This is a genomic window from Marinomonas sp. 63XJN7_7_ISO-PGPR-S23-202, assembly GCF_056173505.1.
In genome coordinates this window covers 130,789-147,431 of record NZ_CM149677.1, presented here as the reverse complement: position 1 = coordinate 147,431, position 16,643 = coordinate 130,789, and the positions used below count along the sequence as shown (strand labels likewise).

Here is a 16,643-nt window from a genome sequence, read left to right as displayed (position 1 = left end):
GAGGGTATATTATGCAAAATTCGACAATGGAAACCTCCTCCTTGCCAATCAAAGGGCTAGCGTATGCACTAGCAGCGGTGGCAATTTGGACAGGTTTTATTTTGGTTTCTAAAGCTGGAGCACTCGGTTCATTAGCGCTGCCCGATATGATGATAGTGCGTTTTGGCACGGCCTTCATTTTGTTTTCGCCTTTTATCTGGCAGCACCGTAAGACCATTTTGCAATGGCGTATGTTTGTTCTGGGCAGTATTGGCGGTTTAGGCTATGCCTTATTCGTTTATAATGGTTTTCAGCATGCACCGGCGACACACGCGGCGTTACTTTTACCCGGTTTAATGCCGATTATGATCGCGGTATTCGCCTATTTCTTAGCGAATGAACGCCATTCGGCAGCATCTTGGATCGGTATCCTAGTAAGCAGTTTAGGGATTCTCGCCCTACTAATAGAGACCATGCTGTCAGGCGCTCCCTATTGGCTAGGCGATATTAGCTTTGTGATTGCCTGTGTTTTCTGGGGTATTTTCACGGTATTGCTACGCCGTTGGAAGTTTGCCCCTTGGCACGCGACACTGGGCATTATTACGGTGACGACCATACTATTTACGCCCGTGTATGTGTTTTTCTTACCACACCATTTAGGCGATGCCTCTTGGCAAATGCTCGGTATCCAGGCGTTTTACCAAGGGATTATGGCGACGGTAGTACAGATGATTTTTTATGGTCGTGCCGTACATATCATCGGTGCCACTAAGATGGGCAGTTTGATGGCATTGGTGCCAGTGTTTGCCAGCGTACTGGCTGTCCCTCTATTTGGTGAGCACTGGACCAGCGGCTTAACCATTGCGCTAGTATTGATCCTCGTCGGAACCTTGATTGGTTATATTAATTTTCCTAAACGCTGCAAATTGCGCAATAAGGAAAACGAAAAACTAGCTCTAAAAAGTTGATGCCTAGCGAATCAAAGGACAAAAAAAACCGCCTTAGCGATAATGTGTTAAGGCGGTTTTTTATGGTGATAAGGAAACCTTAAGACATTTTTTTCACAAACTTAGATTTCAGCATCATGTCGCCACCGCCATCCAATTTACAGTCAATATCATGATCACCGCCGACTAGGCGTTTGATGGTCGCTTTGGTGCCGATTTTAAGCACTTGAGACGAGCCTTTTACTTTTAGATCTTTTGCCAAGGTCACTTTGTCACCTTCTTGTAGCAGATTGCCACCTGCGTCTTTGATAATAAGCGCGTCCTCATCCACAACCTCTTCATTCGGGTTCCATTCGTGGGCGCACTCTGGACAAATCAGCATGGCTTGATCTTCATAGACGTAAGAAGAATTACATTGCGGGCAATTTGGAAGACTCATCGTTTTATAACAACCTTTGACGTTAACAGAAATAATGCCGCCTATTATAACCTCATTTTCACTATGGTTTTTGCTCGCCAATAAAAAAATAATCATATTTTCTCGCTAAACTGAATCAATAAAATACTCTTCCTAAAAAAGTCATGGACAAAATTAAGGATTTTCTCAACACTGAGTGCATAGCAATAACAGACTTTCAGTGAAGGTAAGGATTTTCAATGATTACTCCCATTTACGCGGCATTACTGGTTTTTCTCTACATTTTCTTGAGTTTTCGCGTCATCAAGTTGCGCTTAAAATACAAAGTGGGCATTGGTGATGGCGAGCAATCCCTGTTGACCAGAGCGATTCGCGTACATGGCAACTTCGCGGAAAACGTTCCCTTTGCTTTATTGCTGGTTTGGATGTACGAAAGTACGGGGGGCTCTACATTGTTAGTGAACATAATGGGCATTTTACTGTGTCTTGGTCGCTTGTCCCACGCCTACGGTGTAAGTCAGCCAAAAGAGCCGCTCATTTATCGACAAAGCGGCATGGTGATGACCTTCTTGGTGATGCTCAGCGCCGCCTTGTTGATCCTGACTCATCTTGCTCTTGGTTACCGGTTCTAAATTAAACCAAGCCTGACATCCAGAATGCCGCCATCGCATCGAGTGACGCTTCTGTTAAATAGCCTTGAGCAGGGCGTTGGTTGGCGGGGGTATGAAAAATGGCTTGGGCAATATGTCTTCCCGTCATTTGAATGGCCGCTGTTTTCTCCAAACGCTGCTGTTGAAAGCGAGCAAACAGACGGTCTGTGGTGGCTTCCTCTTGCATAAGTTTGGCGAGCAACCAAGCATCTTCTAAAGCTTGGCAGGCACCCTGCCCAGATGTAGGCAATGCTGCATGGGCCGCATCGCCGATCACCATGCATTTCCCACGATACCACGATGCCATTGGATCAAGGTCATGAACATAAACAGTATGCAAGCTGCTTTGTTCTGCCTGCTGCAATACATTAATCACCTCATTTGGCCATTGGTTGAAACGCTCAGTTAACACTGAAAATGTGAATTTATTATTTGACAGATCCTCATCTTCCGCCCATCCCGCCGCCCAAAAGCATGTCGATGCATCAATCGGCACTATGCCAAAACGTTCCCCATCTCCCCAGTAATCTTGAATAGACTGGCGATTAAATGGCCTTGTCGGGCTTGAATGCGATATACCAATCACATTCACAAAGCCTTGATAAACGGGTTGACTGACAGGACTTATTTTCTTGCGTAGCGTAGAATTCATCCTTCCATCAGCGCCAATCACCCAGTCGTATTGGCGCTCCAATTCAGACAACTTGTCTAGATTAATTGCTTCACCAAAATGAATCTGAACACCCGCTTGATCAGCACCAGCATACAATATTGCCATTAAATCACGTCGTAATATGGTGAGTGTGTTAAAACCCGCAGATTGGTTCAGGCCACGAATTGACAGTTCACCTTGCACTCCAGCTGTAAGGTCATAGCGGGTCATACTCGTAGGCTCTCCAGATGCCTTTTGAATCGTTTCCAGTAACTCCATTCGAGTTAAAACAAAAATGGCATTTGGCCAAAGCGTCACACCCGCCCCTAGGTCACTGCCCGCTTGAGATCGACGTTCAAATATATCGACTTGATGACCTTGCTTTGCCGCCAATATCGCAAAGGCTAAACCAGCCACTCCCGCACCTACGATGGCAATCCGTTTCGACATACTGTGTTCTCCTGAATGAAAAAAGAGTCTTCAGTATCCATCAAGATTTTTACATGATAAATATGGGTTTATTGGATTAATTATCCCAAATAGAGAAATAATTATGATTGAAAAAATAGAACTTTCTTGGTTACTCAGCTTTCAAGCGGTATTTGAAGAGCGCAGTTTTAAACTGGCATCAGAGAAGCTAGGGCAGCCCTCTTCTAACGTCAGCCGCCACATTACTCAGCTTGAAGAGGCACTAAACGTACGACTTTTGGAGCGCACAACTCGGCGAATGTCGCCCACCGAGGCAGGACAAACACTGTATGAGCAAAACTTGCCGCTACTTCGTTCTCTTGATGATCAACTTGAAGCCATTAGCGAGCAGAGTGACAAAGTATCTGGTCATTTACGTATATTAATGCCGGATTTACCCTTTATCGCCCAGCAAATTGCCAGTTTCTGCGCGCTTTACCCTAAGCTCAAGTTAAGCTGTGAAACAGGCCTAGTACCACATCAAGGCTTACTCGATGGTTTCGATTTGGTGATGCAGTTTGGTCGCGGAGAATTAATGGATTCCGACTGGGTGGCAAAAGAACTGATTCGTTGGCCCAGTGTCATTGTCGCCTCACCTGAGTTTGTTGAGCAGCATCAGAATCATTTGTCATTTCAGAATTTACCGTCCTTACCTTGCATCACGACCCTCAGTGCATTACAAGGTTCGCCATGGATCTTCAAAGACGGCCGACATTCGACAAGAATACATGTCACATCTCAGTATCGAGCCAACAGCGCCAATATGGCAAAAGAAGCGGCTATGGCGGGATTGGGTATGGCGATTTTAGCCGAACCATCATGTCAAAAAGAAATACACCAAGGCACACTGGTTGCTATCGAGCTTGAAAAGACACCAGAAGATCTCGTCCTTTATGCGTATTCAGGCAAGTTAAAATACTCTGCCCAAAAGGTAAAAGCCTTGCTAGATCACTTTAACTTTGCGAACCTGTTCAACGAGCTCGACTGAAATCAATCCAAATTTCCCAGTAAAACGTACTAAAATCTAGAGATAGACAGTACGGATGACGAAGGAGTAGGGCGATGAAAGTAGGCGTAATTTGGTTTGGGGATGATTTACGTTGTTCAGATCAAAGCATGTTGTGGAAAGCCGCTCAAGAAATGGACTATCTTGTCTGTTTGTATTGTGATGAACCCCATCATCGGCGTCCTAGCCGTTATTCGACACAAGGTATGTCAACCATTCGTCGAGGCTTTTTAGTACAAGGTCTCAATGATCTTGCGATTAAACTAAACTCTCTTGGGCAAACCTTGTTTGTCAGCGCCATGGATGCCGTCACCAGCTTGGGGCTCCTATTCGATGCGGCGCCTATTACTGATTTATATCGTAATCACCATGGTGGTTGGGATGAGCAGCAGTCACTCAATCGTCTTGCGAAGCTCTATCCTGATGTCCAGCTTCATGTTGATCATGGCTTAAGTTTATTTTTATCTTCACAGCTTCCTTTTGCAGAATCGACATTACCAGACACCTTCACACAGTTTCGCCACTTGGTTGAAGAGGTCGCGCCCCCTTCTCCACTCCCAACACCAAGGACACTGCCTCCAGTCCCTCGTTTTGATATGCCATTAATTCGCCCTTGGCAAATTGAGCACGTCGAAAGTAGTGGAGCATTTACGGGGGGAGAATACGCCGCCGTGAGTCAGTTAAGCGACTATTTTTCGACAACACTACCGAGTCACTATAAAGACGTACGGAATTCGCTGGATGGCTGGGAAAACTCCACTAAATTCTCCCCTTGGTTGGCGCAAGGCAGTTTATCCCCTCGTCAAATTAAAGCCAGTCTCGATGCATATGAACGGGACCATGGGGCGAACGAGTCGACCTACTGGATTTATTTCGAGTTGCTGTGGCGTGAGTATTTTCATTGGTACGCGACTTGTTATGGTAAACAACTTTTTTTACCTGGCGGTCTATCTGGCAAACAGACTCACGGCAGTTATTATGCGGAACGATTCCGTAAATGGTGTCAGGGCAATACACCTTACCCATTAGTTAACGCTTGCATGAAGCAACTTAATCAAACGGGCTTTATCAGCAATCGTGGCCGACAACTGGCTGCCAGTTGTTTAATCAATGAGTTAGGCATCGACTGGCGCTACGGCGCCGCCTATTTCGAAGAACAATTGATCGATTATAGCGTTGGATCAAACTGGGGGAATTGGCAATACATTGCAGGGGTTGGTGCTGACCCAAGAGGTGGACGTCACTTTAATTTAGCAAAACAAACCGAGCAATATGACCCAAACCATCACTTTATAAACAAATGGCAAGGCCACCGTTTTGACGAATCATTAGATTCAGTCGATGCCGCCGACTGGCCCATTTACCCAACGTCTTAGCGCTTAGGAACCATGGATACAAACCGTTCTTACCATACACTGCGTGTTATTCTTGGCGATCAATTAAACGCAGCCCATTCTTGGTTTCAAAAAAGAGATCAGGGCATCCTATATTTGATCGCAGAACTGCACCCAGAAGCGACTTATGTCACGCATCATATCCAAAAATTGTGCGCCTTTTTTCTCGCTATGGAACGTTTTTCAGAGGCTTTAAAAGACCATGGTCATCAGGTGTGTTATCTCACGTTGGATGACACGCAAGGACAAACGCTTGATGAGGTCATCCTGACACTGGCGAGCCAGCACAAAGTGCAGCATATTGAATTGCAGCGCCCTGATGAATATCGTGTATTCAAGCAATATCAAACCCTTATCACCCAACAGTCGGTCCCTTCCGTACATATGGTCGATAGTGAGCATTTCTTATTGCCGTTCAATGAAATTCCCCATTATTTTCAAGCCAATCATCCGGTTCGAATGGAGCACTTTTATCGTAGAATGCGCCAGCGTTTTAATGTCTTGATGGCAGGGGAAGGCCAGCCAGAAGGAGGAAAGTGGAACTTCGATAGTCATAATCGTAATAAACTCAAAGAGCACGATCTGGGCAATATCCCTGCCCCTTTATGTTTTCAGCACGATGTAACACATTTGCTTGAGCGCATAGAACGTCATGACATTGACTCCCTTGGTACGGTAGAAGCCAGCTTAGCTTGGCCAGTGACCAGTCAAGATGCGCTAAACTTACTGGCGTTTTTTTGTGAACATTTATTGCCCAACTTTGGTCGTTTCCAAGATGCAATGTCTCATAAAAGTCCCCATAGTTGGAGCTTATATCATTCACGTTTATCCTTTGCTCTCAACAGTAAGTTGATTAGTCCAAAACACGTTATCAAAGCCGCTATTACGCACTATCAACACAATGATGCCATCGACATTGCGCAAATTGAGGGCTTTGTCCGGCAAATACTGGGGTGGCGAGAGTATATGCGGGGAATGTATTGGATTAATATGCCGAATTATCGACAACAAAATGTGTTAAAAGCAGAGCGAAACCTCCCCCGTTATTTTTGGCATGGACATACTAAGATGCGTTGTCTGGCTAGTGCTATTGGCCAATCGCTCCACTATGCTTATGCTCATCATATTCAGCGGCTTATGGTGACAGGAAACTTCTGCTTACTCACAGGCATCGCCCCAGCTCAAGTGGATGAGTGGTATTTGGGCATTTATGTCGATGCTCTAGAATGGGTCGAGCTGCCAAATACTCGGGGGATGAGCCAGTTTGCTGATGGGGGTTGGATAGCCTCTAAACCTTACGCCGCCAGCGGTCATTACATTCAGAAAATGAGCGATTACTGCAGTGATTGCCACTATAACGTCAAAGAGAAAGCCAGTGAAAAAGCCTGTCCGTTCAACAGCCTTTACTGGCACTTTATGATCAGACATCGCTCAAGGATCGCCACCAATCCACGTATTGGCATGCTTTATGGTCACTGGGATAAGCAACCCAAAGCACAAAAGCACGCGGTATTGGCGCACGCCGAATGGTGTTTGGATAATATTGAAGCATTGTAACATCAGCTCATCGCTCTACTTTCTTGGGGACAGTCTTTTGTGCTTCCTCAAGTTTAAAGTCTATATTACTATAAAAATAAGAACGCTTTAGGCCCTTGATAATGAATAAGCAGATTACACATGACCTGGTCACCTAGAAGAGAAGACAATGAGTACGTTGCAAGAGAATGATCTCATCTCTGATATCTATGGCTGTGTGGATGCGCCTCAGCAATGGGTTAGTGTGTTAAATCAATTAAAAAAGATACTAAACGCCTCCAGCGTCGCACTACAAGTCTATCGTCGTGAGATCAATAATGCCTATACCCTTAAATGGAGTGTTCGCGATGCCTTTTCTCTACAACACGCTGAGCTTCATGATAAATGGGTGAATAATAGCGATAACCCACGTCACGAGATTCCGTTACAAAGTCCGATTCAAGTCGTCTGCGATGATGATTACTTTTCGCCTCATAGCCCTCGCTTTCAACGCTTTCAACACCAACTCTCGAATGCAGGGCTAGGCAAGGCTATTATGCTAGACATTCAAGGAGAGTCTAAGGCTTATATCTGCTTAATCGCCCATCATTTAGTGGGAGAAGACAGGGGCTTTTCACCCGATATTCAAGGTTTGCTCATGCGACTCGCTCCCCATATCAAACAAGCGGTTTCGTTGACTGAAAAAATGAATGCCACGCTGCATATTCATAGCCATATGACCAGTGCGATGAATCAATTACGCACTGGGGTGTTACTCTTAGACAATGAGGCTAACATATCTTGGTGTAACACTTGTGCCCACCAGCTTATTGACCAATCGAGTGATCTATCACTTATCAACCAAAAGCTCGTATTTAAGCAATCACAAGACTTACAAGAGTTCAAAACACATTTCCAACGGATCGTTTCTTCCTCTTACCGAAGCATTAGACCCATTGCAGTATTAGGCAAGAATAGCGAGCAGCCAATCGAAGTATTGCTTTCACCTGTCGACCAAAACCCTTCCTTGTGTGTGGATTTGAATATGGTGGCTAAAAATAATGTCATTATGTTTTTAAAAGGCAAAGACACAACGAGCTTACAGCAAAAGGAAATTCAAACGCTCTTTGGCTTAACACCGACAGAATCTCTGTTGGCCATAGCCCTTGCTGAGGGACATTCATTAAACGATTATGCTGAACGTCGTGGCGTCTCAGTAGGTACGGCTCGTATCCAGCTAAAAAGCGTCTTCTCAAAAATGCGTATTAATCGACAATCCGAGCTGGTACAACGACTCTGGTCGTCCGTTTCTGCCAGCACCTCACACTATTTCTAACATTTTGAACGATTTCTCGCCCCTCAAATTATCTATCGTTCAATAATTTAAATAAGACGACCCTCAAGAAGCCGAAAAGATATCCCATATGGGAGATGATATTTATCGGCACAATTCAGATGATAGAGAATACCGTCTTATTGAAAACAGTCGTTATTCTCAGACAATAACGGTCTCTACATAAGAACAATTTCTATCAGGAGAGCGCCCTATGTTGGCAAATAAAACCATCAAAAACATGCCTATCGACGATACATCGCCCAGCACATTATCATCCGATTCTATCTCGACTCATGAGGAAAACCCTAATCAGGTAAACCCTTTAGTCGCTAAAGTCGGACCGGTTTCTGACGTCCCTGTCGCGATCCAGAATCTACGCTGGGCCATGTTAGATGGCGATGTAAACACGCTCACCTTTCGTTCTATGGACACGCTATTTACCACACGCCAAGTCGGGCATTCTGGTCCCGTATCGGTATTGCCCCGGGAAGACGCCAACATGGCGTTGACCTATTCGTTTGAAGGTAAAAACTACACAACAAACGACTTTCTAGATCGCACCTATACCAATGCCATGTTAGTCATGAAAGACGGCAAAATCGTTTACGAAAACTATCTTAACCATATGCAACCAAATATTCGTCACATGGGATGGTCTATGACCAAGTCATTAGTGTCCATTTTGGTTGGTATTGCTTATGAAGAAGGTCGTATCGAATCCTTAGACGAGCTGATTACTCACTACCTGCCTGAACTAGCAACGGGTGCCTATGAAGGCGTTACTATTCGCCAAGTGTTGGAAATGACCTCCGGCGTAGACTACGAAGAACGTTACGATTTTATTCATCCAGGCATAGCCGCCAAAAACCACATATTAGCCTTAGTCAAAAATGTCGCCCGCTTTGCAGACACCGCCAAGACTTTAAAACGCAAACATACACCAGGTACGGTATCTGAGTACAAAACCATTGATACTGCCGTATTAGGTGTTTTACTCGAAAAGGTACTAAAGGGCGAAAACCTATCTTCTTATATGGCACGAAAAGTTTGGGAGCCCATGGGCATGGAACAAAATGGCTTCTTCATCATGGATGGTCAGCCAGGTGTGGGTCGCGAATTCACAGGTGCTGGTTTTAATGCCACACTTCGCGACTGGGCACGAATCGGTCAGCTTATGCTCAACAAAGGCGAATTTAATGGTCATCGCATTATCAGCGAACAGTATGTTGATCTAGCCACTCGCTCAGTCTTGCCTGAAGACCCACAAAGCGGTGGTTATGGCTACCAATGGTGGACCATGCCAAACAGCAAGGCCTACTCAGCCATTGGGTTACAAGGTCAGTTTATATTCGTCGATCCAGACACCAAAACGGTCATTGTAAAACTAAGCTATTTCCCACAAGAAACAATGATTGAAGCGGAAAAAGAAGCCCTTGCCTTCTTCAAGAAAGTTTCTCATTGGACACCCGCTAAGTAACACTTCCATTGCAGAATAACCCGTGAGAATAGTCTAAGTGTTATGCATCAAAAGACACTTAGACTTCTTTTCTAATCTACAAAGGTGACATACATTGTCTTTATGCGGTTGCTTTCGTCGATAGACCACGAACTTGCCGATACATACCCACCCCAGAGAAGGCGCCGAGCAGTGCCAAGCCTAACCAAACCCACTGATGACTAAGGCCATTCAATGATAACAACCAGCCTATAATAACGTTTCCCAAAAAGGCGGCTACACCTCCTACACAGGAATAGAGTCCGTAGTAACTCCCCAACTCAGATTTATCACAAAAGAGCGGAACGTACGCGCCCAATAGCGGTAACAACAGCATGGATCCCAAACTAAATAGGACGCCGTAAGCAATAAAGTTGAGCCAAGGCAAACCGGTCACATCGATTAAAAAGCACAGAAATGATCCGCCCATAATAAACAAACCTAATCCCATGGCTTTAGCACTACCGATGGTACGAGAGACCCAATGACTGATCGGCATTTGCAACGTAATCCCTAAAATCGACGTGGTCATAAATACCCAAGTAATCACATAAGCGCCAAGACCACGGCTTGAGACTTCATTCGGCAAAGACAAATACAATTGCTGAAAAAACAAATGGAACGCACAAGCACAGAGGATAAAGCCCATAAAATGCTTATTTTTTACCATGCTCGACCACTGTTGCCAGAAGCGTTGTTCCGCAGAAGAGCGCTTCACTTGCTCACTCAGCTCGGGCAAAAAGCGCCACTGAATGAAAAATAACGCCAGAAACAACAGCGCCGAGACCAAGCCAACCCATATAAAGCTGACGGCCATAAAGGAAACACCAACCAAAGGCCCAAGCAGTAGCCCGCCTTCCCGCGCCCAGTTTTGCATGGCAAAAATACGGTTTCGTTGCACTTGATCGGCTGCCTGATAGGCCAAATACGCGTTGCTAGAGGGCGTAAATAGCGCCCCCGCAAAGCCAGTGAAAAAAGCGCCCAGTAACAACAACGGCAAGTTTTGTGCGAGCCCCAATAGAGCAAAGCCCAATACCCGAATCAAGCAGCCTAACAGGATCAAACGTTTATAGCCTAAGTAATCCCCCAGTGTCCCCCCAATTAGGAACAGGCCTTGCTGGCTCAATACGCGCAGACCAATGACCAAACCGACATACCAAGGGCTCAACCCCAATGACCGCTGCAGATGATCCGCGAGATAGGGCAACAGCATGTAAAAACCAAGGTTGAAGGTAAAGCTGTTAATAATCAAGACGCGACTGGCAGCCGACAAGCGACGCCAGTCATTAAGAAAGTCAGAGGTGTTCATGAATAATCTATTGGGATACTCTTGGATAAGGAAGGGGTGAAAACAGCAGAGTTTACACCACCGCAGCTAAAGGCGCTTCATGTCCGTTGCGTTGTGTTCGAATAAAAGGGACGCCTGCACTATCGAGAATGACATCGGCTTTGACGCCATACACTGCTTTCACTAACTCTGGAGTTAATACCTCTTTAGGCGAGCCATGAGCCACAAGCTTACCGCCCTTTAATACCAACAAGTTATCGGCATACTGTGCTGCCAGATTCAAATCGTGTAGGACCATCACTGAAACCCAGTCTTTCGCCTTCGTTTGTGAATCTAAATGATCCAGCATGACTTGCTGGAAATGCAGATCCAACGCACTGACGGGTTCGTCCAGCATAAGAATTTTCGGCTGACGCATCAGGGCTTGAGCAAACAGCACCATCTGGCATTGTCCACCACTCAATGTCCGCACATCGCGATTAGCAAGGTGTACAAGCCCAATTTGATGCAAGGCGCCAAGCGCTTCTTCTAGCAAGCTATCGCCAAGTTTTAAGGATAAAGCATCAAGCTGACCAAGCAGCACCACTTCTAATACACTCAGGCCCACATCCAGACGAATGTCTTGGGGCATATAACCAAAATGTTGACGCCACTCACCAAGATGTTTGCGGTCTATTTCTTGATCCTGAAAGAAAATACGTCCTTGCTGAGGCACTAAATCGCCAAATAAAGCTTTCAGCAACGAGCTCTTACCTGTGCCATTGGGGCCAATGATCACATGAGTTTGCCCAGCCTTAAGGGTAAAGCTCATATCATCCGCGAGCACCAAATCATCAAAGGCGAGATGTAAATGACGAACTTCCAACATATTTAGCGTCTCTTACTCATGATCAACCAGAAGAAAAACGGCACCCCGATAATGGCCGTCACAATACCAATAGGAAACAGCGCCCCAGGTACAATCACTTTGGACAATACCGACGCACTGGATAATAAAAACGCCCCCACAAGAAAGGATAAAGGCAAAAAGTAACGTTGATCTTCCCCCACCAACATACGAGCGATATTGGGCGCGACAATGCCGATAAAACCAATGATACCAACAAAACTGGTGACAGTAGCCGTCATAATGGCGACAAGCACCAGAGTTTTTAGCCGTAGGCGTGTCACGTCAACCCCTAAGCTTTTTGCCCTCTCTTCCCCTAAACGTAAGGCCGTCAGCTTCCACGAGTCTTTTATCAACATGATCAGACACAGAGTGATCATGCCAGCGGTAATACTCACATTCGTCCAACTGGATTTCGTTAAACTACCAAACAACCAAAACAAAATTTGCTGACTCAACTCTGGCGAAGACACAAATTGCACCAACGAGAGTAGTGATTGAAATAAGAAGAGCAGGGCAATCCCCGCTAGAATCAACTGGCCCGAGGTAATATGGCGCATCATTGCCAGTCCAAACAACAAACTCGCGGATAACATACAGCATACAAAGGCACCGATGGGCACCGCCACATTCGATTCCAAACCAAGGGAACCTAAATACAACATCAAAGCCGCCCCAAAGCCTGATGCCGCCGCCATCCCTAAGGTGTAAGGGCTCGCCATTGGGTTATTCAGTAAGGTTTGCATCTCAGCCCCACCGACCCCTAATGAGCCCCCTACGACCACCGCCATGACGGCCATGGGTAAGCGCAGGCTGGACACAATAATTTGTGTCGTATTCGCTACCTCAACGGGGAAACCAAACAAGTGCGCTAAGGCATGGGTGACATCCAGCACACTGATCATGGATGGGCCAGTGGCAATATCGAAAACAAAAGACAATACCAATAGCAGGGCCAGTAAACTGATTATCAAAAACCGTCGTCGTTCATAGCTTCTCTGAGCCTTAAGGGCGCTATGAACTATATTTGAATCTATCATGTATTTTTATCCTGTATTGCCCGTGAACCTTGGATAACACCATCGTGACCTAAGGCAATACACCTTTTCGTTAGGAAAACCATCGCTAAAACGCCTTGTTCTTCGCTTACTTGCTTCTCAATAACACAAATTGAGCCGCCTATTATCGCGTTTCTACAAAATCATTAAAGGGCTATTCGCAATATAATTAGAAAAAGCAATGATAATGATTTGCATATGTATTGTAATTGAACGTAATATTCGCACAAGTGATTCTTGTGTTTTTACGGCCTTTTCTAAAGCCGCCCTTATTCGTAAGTTAAAAAAAATGTGTTGATGATTTCTTAAGGATACTGTTCATGCTTAAAAAACTACTCTGTACTGCAGCGCTGTTGTTCTCAACCCTCAGCGTCGCTCAGACCACTACCATTACCGACGTTTTAGGACGACACGTCACCTTTGATGCGCCAGCAAAACGCGTCATTGTTGGTTTTTACCCTGAAGACTATATGGCCATCGGTACCGAAGCCGCCTACGACCATGTGGTTGGTATGTCAAGATACATTTGGCAAGCCCGCAAAGCAAACTGGGACATGTATGTCAAACACCGCCCTTCATTGGCCAAGATCCCAGCTATTGGCCGAGTGGATACAAAGACTTTCTCGGTAGAAAAGGTCATCAGCTTAAATCCAGATCTTATTATGCTGGCCGCTTGGCAATACAAAGCGCTTGGTGACGATGTAAAACGCTTGGAAAATGCTGGCATTCCTGTCGTGGTGGTGGACTACAACGCCGAAACCTTAAAGCGCCATGTGTTAAGCACCAAAATCATTGGGGTGATAACAGGCCAACAGAAGCGTGCCGAAGAAATCGCCAACCAGTACGCTCATACCGTCCACTTGATTAAGAGTCGACTCGCTAAAGCCAATTTACCTAAGCCAAAAGTCTACACGGAGTTTGGCGCCTCTGGGGTCAATGACATTGGCTATACCTTTGGTAAAAACATGTGGGGAGCCATCAGCACCATCGCAGGGGGTGATAATATTGCCGCCCCTTATGTGGAATGGTGGGGAAAAATGAACCCAGAGCAAATCATTGCCTCTAACCCTGACGTCATCGTGATAACAGGATACGAAGTAGGAAAAAGTGATGGCATGCTGATGGGTCAGGGGATTTCTAAAAAAGTGGCCAGAGAGCGTTTAGCCGGATTCAAAAATCGTACTGGCTGGTCGACTCTATCCGCCGTCAAAAATAATCGGATGTATGGTGCCTATCATGGCGCTTGTCGTACCATTATGGACGGAGCCATGATCGAATTCTACGCGAAAGCCCTGTATCCCAAGCTGTTTAGCGATTTGCACCCACAGCAGGATTATATAAACTTCTATAAAAAATACCTGCCAGTTGTGCCAAAAGGCACCTTTATGGTTAAGATATAATTGTCTCGTCCTAAAATACGTTGACGATTTTTGTTAAGCCAGTATGGATGCCATACTGGCTTTTTCTATGAAATGGGTTGCAACCGACAGCTCAAAACGACTCAGGATGTCACGAAGTTGTCTTTTGACGTAGATAACGAACCCCAAATCCAACCGCAATCAAAGCCGACAAGCCACCGATACCGACTCCCCAGCGAGGCCCCAGCCAATCGGCCACTGCTCCGACTACAGGGCCGCCCAGTGCCGTGCTGCCCAAGGCCGTGGCGATCACAATCGCCATTACCCGCCCCCGATAGTGACGCTCCGTTGACAGCTGCATCAGTGTATTAGACGAGGTATTAAAAGCTTGTAAACTCAACCCTAAAAAGACCAAAGCCACACAAAAACCATAGAAGCTCGTGCAATACGCCGCCACGATACTACTAATCGCCACCCCTGAGGCCGCAATAGTGATAAACAGCATGGTCGGCTGTATTCGCCTCGCGGTGATCACCGCCCCTGTCATCGAGCCGATGGCCATGGTAGAAATCAAAAAACCATATTGATCTGAATGGCCTTTAAATACATGCACTGTCATAGAAGACAAGTACACAGCGAAGTTCATACCAAATGAACAGATCAGGAACGTCATCAAGGCCACAGTGGTCATTTTTCTGCTTTTGGCGACGTAGCGGAAGCCATCGAAAAAGTTCGACGCAAACCCAGCTCCCCCGACATCTACCGTCACGACATTTTCTCTTTCTGGCAAATGCAAGCGCAAACGATATAAGGAGGTTAACATGGGAATAAAAGATACGGCATTAAGCAAAAACACCCATCCCGCGCCAATCCATGAAATCAACAACCCAGCAATCGCCGGTCCAACAAGGCGCGCCGTATTAAAGGACAGAGAATTCAACGATACCGCATTAGACAACTCTTTTTCGTTGACGATATCGGACACAAAGGATTGGCGAGCAGGCGCATCAAACGCCGCGACACAACCTAATAAAAAAGCACAGACACACACCTGCCACAGGGCTACCACATTACTCAATATCAACAGCCCAAGAACCAATGCCAATAACGCCATTAACACTTGCGTCACCATGAGAATTTTTCGACGGTTGAATTTATCAACAGTCCAACCCGTGATCGGCAGCAGCAGAATTTGCGGTGCAAATTGTAAAAAGACCACCAGACCAACAGCGGAAGCATTTTTATCCGACAATTGCGCGATCACAATCCAGTCTTGAGCGGTACGTTGCAACCAGGTACCGATATTGGAGATAACCGCCCCGATGAACCACAATCGATAATTCGGGTTCGATAGGGATCGAAAAGTTTTGCTCAATCATCGCCTCCTAGCAGGAATAATCAATATTCGATAAAGAAAAGCGCTGGCTTTAGAGAAGAGTTTCCCCATTAGGGAAGAAAAGAGAGGTCAGCGTTTCACTCCTTGATGTTGTGACGTTAAATTAACAAGTTTAACGCCACAAAAGAATAACTAACATGGCTTATAGGGCGGTTATCCCTAATGTTTCCTTACACAGAGACTGGCCCAAAGTTAAACAGGGTCCGAGCTCAACTCTATCATTAAGTCACTGCCTATACGTTCCAACGCCGCTTCAATATCCGACACTTGCAAGCCATCGGGCACCCGCAACACAAGATCCGCCTTGAATAACATGTCAGAGCTCATTGGTGCAGGTTCGCAGGAAGTATGCAGCTCTTTAACATTGACCATCAACGCATGCAGCACTTGTGAGACTTCCTGAACAATGCCTGGTTTATCGTTACCCACTACGGACAAATACAAAATCTGCCCGCTACTGGCAGGGACATTGGCTTTTTCTACCGTCACACTGACGCCCTTTTGATCAAAGGCTCGCAAGGCTTGAATAAGCGCCTCTTGCTGATCCGCTGGAACCGTTAACGTCAAAATACCCGCAAACTTATCCGCCAGATGCGCCATACGACTTTCCAACCAATTACCATGATGGCGACGAATCACATCCGACAAGCTCTCCACCATACCTGGCTTATCATCGCCTATAAAACTCAGTACCAAATGCTGCGTCATGATCTGCTCCTGATTATTTTTTTATTCCGATTATTGTGCTTTCACTATAGAACACTTTGCTCTGTCGATCTTTTTATACACCACGGTTT

15 protein-coding genes are annotated in these 16,643 nt (G+C 45.7%); 8 read left to right on the top strand and 7 right to left on the bottom strand.

Features of this window, described 5'->3' with window-relative positions:
- Positions 1-11 precede the first annotated feature (11 nt).
- Complete coding sequence (locus AC0VYG_RS00685; protein ID WP_475430442.1) at positions 12-947, top strand: DMT family transporter; 936 nt, start codon at positions 12-14, stop codon at positions 945-947.
- Between the two features lie 79 nt (positions 948-1,026).
- On the opposite strand, the gene AC0VYG_RS00680 is transcribed toward AC0VYG_RS00685, so the two are convergent.
- Positions 1,027-1,365 carry a zinc ribbon domain-containing protein YjdM gene (locus tag AC0VYG_RS00680; protein WP_475432567.1) on the bottom strand — a complete coding sequence of 113 codons (339 nt, stop codon included), beginning with the start codon at positions 1,363-1,365 and terminating at the stop codon, positions 1,027-1,029.
- A gap of 218 nt (positions 1,366-1,583) precedes the next feature.
- On the opposite strand from AC0VYG_RS00680, the gene AC0VYG_RS00675 reads away from it, so the two are divergent.
- On the top strand, positions 1,584-1,976 hold the full coding sequence (locus AC0VYG_RS00675; protein WP_475430441.1) for an MAPEG family protein: 393 nt from the start codon (positions 1,584-1,586) through the stop codon (positions 1,974-1,976).
- Position 1,977: 1 nt separating this feature from the next.
- Here the strand turns inward: AC0VYG_RS00675 and AC0VYG_RS00670 are convergent, their stop codons facing one another.
- Positions 1,978-3,096 carry an FAD-dependent monooxygenase gene (locus tag AC0VYG_RS00670; RefSeq protein WP_475430440.1) on the bottom strand — a complete coding sequence of 373 codons (1,119 nt, stop codon included), beginning with the start codon at positions 3,094-3,096 and terminating at the stop codon, positions 1,978-1,980.
- 103 nt (positions 3,097-3,199) lie between these two features.
- Here AC0VYG_RS00670 and AC0VYG_RS00665 point away from each other — a divergent pair, with 103 nt between their 5' ends.
- From AC0VYG_RS00665 to AC0VYG_RS00645, 5 genes are all read left to right on the top strand, one after another.
- Positions 3,200-4,102: a LysR family transcriptional regulator gene (locus tag AC0VYG_RS00665; protein WP_475430439.1), complete on the top strand. Its 903-nt coding sequence runs from the start codon at positions 3,200-3,202 to the stop codon at positions 4,100-4,102.
- Positions 4,103-4,176: 74 nt separating this feature from the next.
- Positions 4,177-5,496, top strand: coding sequence for a DASH family cryptochrome (locus AC0VYG_RS00660; protein ID WP_475430438.1), 1,320 nt, complete (start codon positions 4,177-4,179; stop codon positions 5,494-5,496).
- 12 nt (positions 5,497-5,508) lie between these two features.
- A complete protein-coding gene (locus AC0VYG_RS00655; RefSeq protein WP_475430437.1) occupies positions 5,509-7,071 on the top strand; it encodes a cryptochrome/photolyase family protein in 1,563 nt (520 codons plus the stop codon).
- Positions 7,072-7,219: 148 nt separating this feature from the next.
- Entirely contained in the window at positions 7,220-8,365 is a 1,146-nt protein-coding gene (locus AC0VYG_RS00650; protein ID WP_475430436.1) for a helix-turn-helix transcriptional regulator, read from the top strand.
- Positions 8,366-8,576: 211 nt separating this feature from the next.
- Positions 8,577-9,842 (top strand): serine hydrolase domain-containing protein, encoded by a 1,266-nt coding sequence (locus AC0VYG_RS00645; protein WP_475430435.1) that lies wholly within the window; start codon positions 8,577-8,579, stop codon positions 9,840-9,842.
- Between the two features lie 100 nt (positions 9,843-9,942).
- On the opposite strand, the gene AC0VYG_RS00640 is transcribed toward AC0VYG_RS00645, so the two are convergent.
- Genes AC0VYG_RS00640 through AC0VYG_RS00630 form a run of 3 tightly spaced genes read right to left on the bottom strand, consistent with a single transcriptional unit; the run spans position 9,943 to position 13,074 of the window.
- Positions 9,943-11,169, bottom strand: coding sequence for an MFS transporter (locus AC0VYG_RS00640; RefSeq protein WP_475430434.1), 1,227 nt, complete (start codon positions 11,167-11,169; stop codon positions 9,943-9,945).
- A 52-nt stretch (positions 11,170-11,221) separates the two neighbouring features.
- Positions 11,222-12,016, bottom strand: a complete 795-nt coding sequence (locus AC0VYG_RS00635) for an ABC transporter ATP-binding protein (protein WP_475430433.1) — start codon at positions 12,014-12,016, stop codon at positions 11,222-11,224.
- Between the two features lie 2 nt (positions 12,017-12,018).
- Positions 12,019-13,074: a FecCD family ABC transporter permease gene (locus AC0VYG_RS00630; protein ID WP_475430432.1), complete on the bottom strand. Its 1,056-nt coding sequence runs from the start codon at positions 13,072-13,074 to the stop codon at positions 12,019-12,021.
- Positions 13,075-13,412: 338 nt separating this feature from the next.
- Here AC0VYG_RS00630 and AC0VYG_RS00625 point away from each other — a divergent pair, with 338 nt between their 5' ends.
- Positions 13,413-14,492, top strand: a complete 1,080-nt coding sequence (locus AC0VYG_RS00625; RefSeq protein ID WP_475430431.1) for an ABC transporter substrate-binding protein — start codon at positions 13,413-13,415, stop codon at positions 14,490-14,492.
- A 109-nt stretch (positions 14,493-14,601) separates the two neighbouring features.
- On the opposite strand, the gene AC0VYG_RS00620 is transcribed toward AC0VYG_RS00625, so the two are convergent.
- Together AC0VYG_RS00620 and AC0VYG_RS00615 are read right to left on the bottom strand one after the other, a co-directional pair.
- Positions 14,602-15,825, bottom strand: coding sequence for an MFS transporter (locus AC0VYG_RS00620; RefSeq protein WP_475430430.1), 1,224 nt, complete (start codon positions 15,823-15,825; stop codon positions 14,602-14,604).
- Positions 15,826-16,038: 213 nt separating this feature from the next.
- The gene (locus AC0VYG_RS00615) at positions 16,039-16,554 is read right to left on the bottom strand and encodes a glycine cleavage system transcriptional repressor (protein ID WP_475430429.1); all 516 of its coding nucleotides are present in this window, start codon (positions 16,552-16,554) and stop codon (positions 16,039-16,041) included.
- Positions 16,555-16,643: the final 89 nt, after the last annotated feature.

Coding starts and splice junctions, on each gene's coding strand:
- AC0VYG_RS00625 (WP_475430431.1), top strand. CDS start 13,413: ATGCTTAAAAAACTACTCTGTACTGCAGCGCTGTTGTTCTCAACCCTC.
- AC0VYG_RS00630 (WP_475430432.1), bottom strand. CDS start 13,074: ATGATAGATTCAAATATAGTTCATAGCGCCCTTAAGGCTCAGAGAAGC.
- AC0VYG_RS00635 (WP_475430433.1), bottom strand. CDS start 12,016: ATGTTGGAAGTTCGTCATTTACATCTCGCCTTTGATGATTTGGTGCTC.
- AC0VYG_RS00650 (WP_475430436.1), top strand. CDS start 7,220: ATGAGTACGTTGCAAGAGAATGATCTCATCTCTGATATCTATGGCTGT.
- AC0VYG_RS00615 (WP_475430429.1), bottom strand. CDS start 16,554: ATGACGCAGCATTTGGTACTGAGTTTTATAGGCGATGATAAGCCAGGT.
- AC0VYG_RS00685 (WP_475430442.1), top strand. CDS start 12: ATGCAAAATTCGACAATGGAAACCTCCTCCTTGCCAATCAAAGGGCTA.
- AC0VYG_RS00660 (WP_475430438.1), top strand. CDS start 4,177: ATGAAAGTAGGCGTAATTTGGTTTGGGGATGATTTACGTTGTTCAGAT.
- AC0VYG_RS00680 (WP_475432567.1), bottom strand. CDS start 1,365: ATGAGTCTTCCAAATTGCCCGCAATGTAATTCTTCTTACGTCTATGAA.
- AC0VYG_RS00645 (WP_475430435.1), top strand. CDS start 8,577: ATGTTGGCAAATAAAACCATCAAAAACATGCCTATCGACGATACATCG.
- AC0VYG_RS00640 (WP_475430434.1), bottom strand. CDS start 11,169: ATGAACACCTCTGACTTTCTTAATGACTGGCGTCGCTTGTCGGCTGCC.
- AC0VYG_RS00675 (WP_475430441.1), top strand. CDS start 1,584: ATGATTACTCCCATTTACGCGGCATTACTGGTTTTTCTCTACATTTTC.
- AC0VYG_RS00665 (WP_475430439.1), top strand. CDS start 3,200: ATGATTGAAAAAATAGAACTTTCTTGGTTACTCAGCTTTCAAGCGGTA.
- AC0VYG_RS00655 (WP_475430437.1), top strand. CDS start 5,509: ATGGATACAAACCGTTCTTACCATACACTGCGTGTTATTCTTGGCGAT.
- AC0VYG_RS00670 (WP_475430440.1), bottom strand. CDS start 3,096: ATGTCGAAACGGATTGCCATCGTAGGTGCGGGAGTGGCTGGTTTAGCC.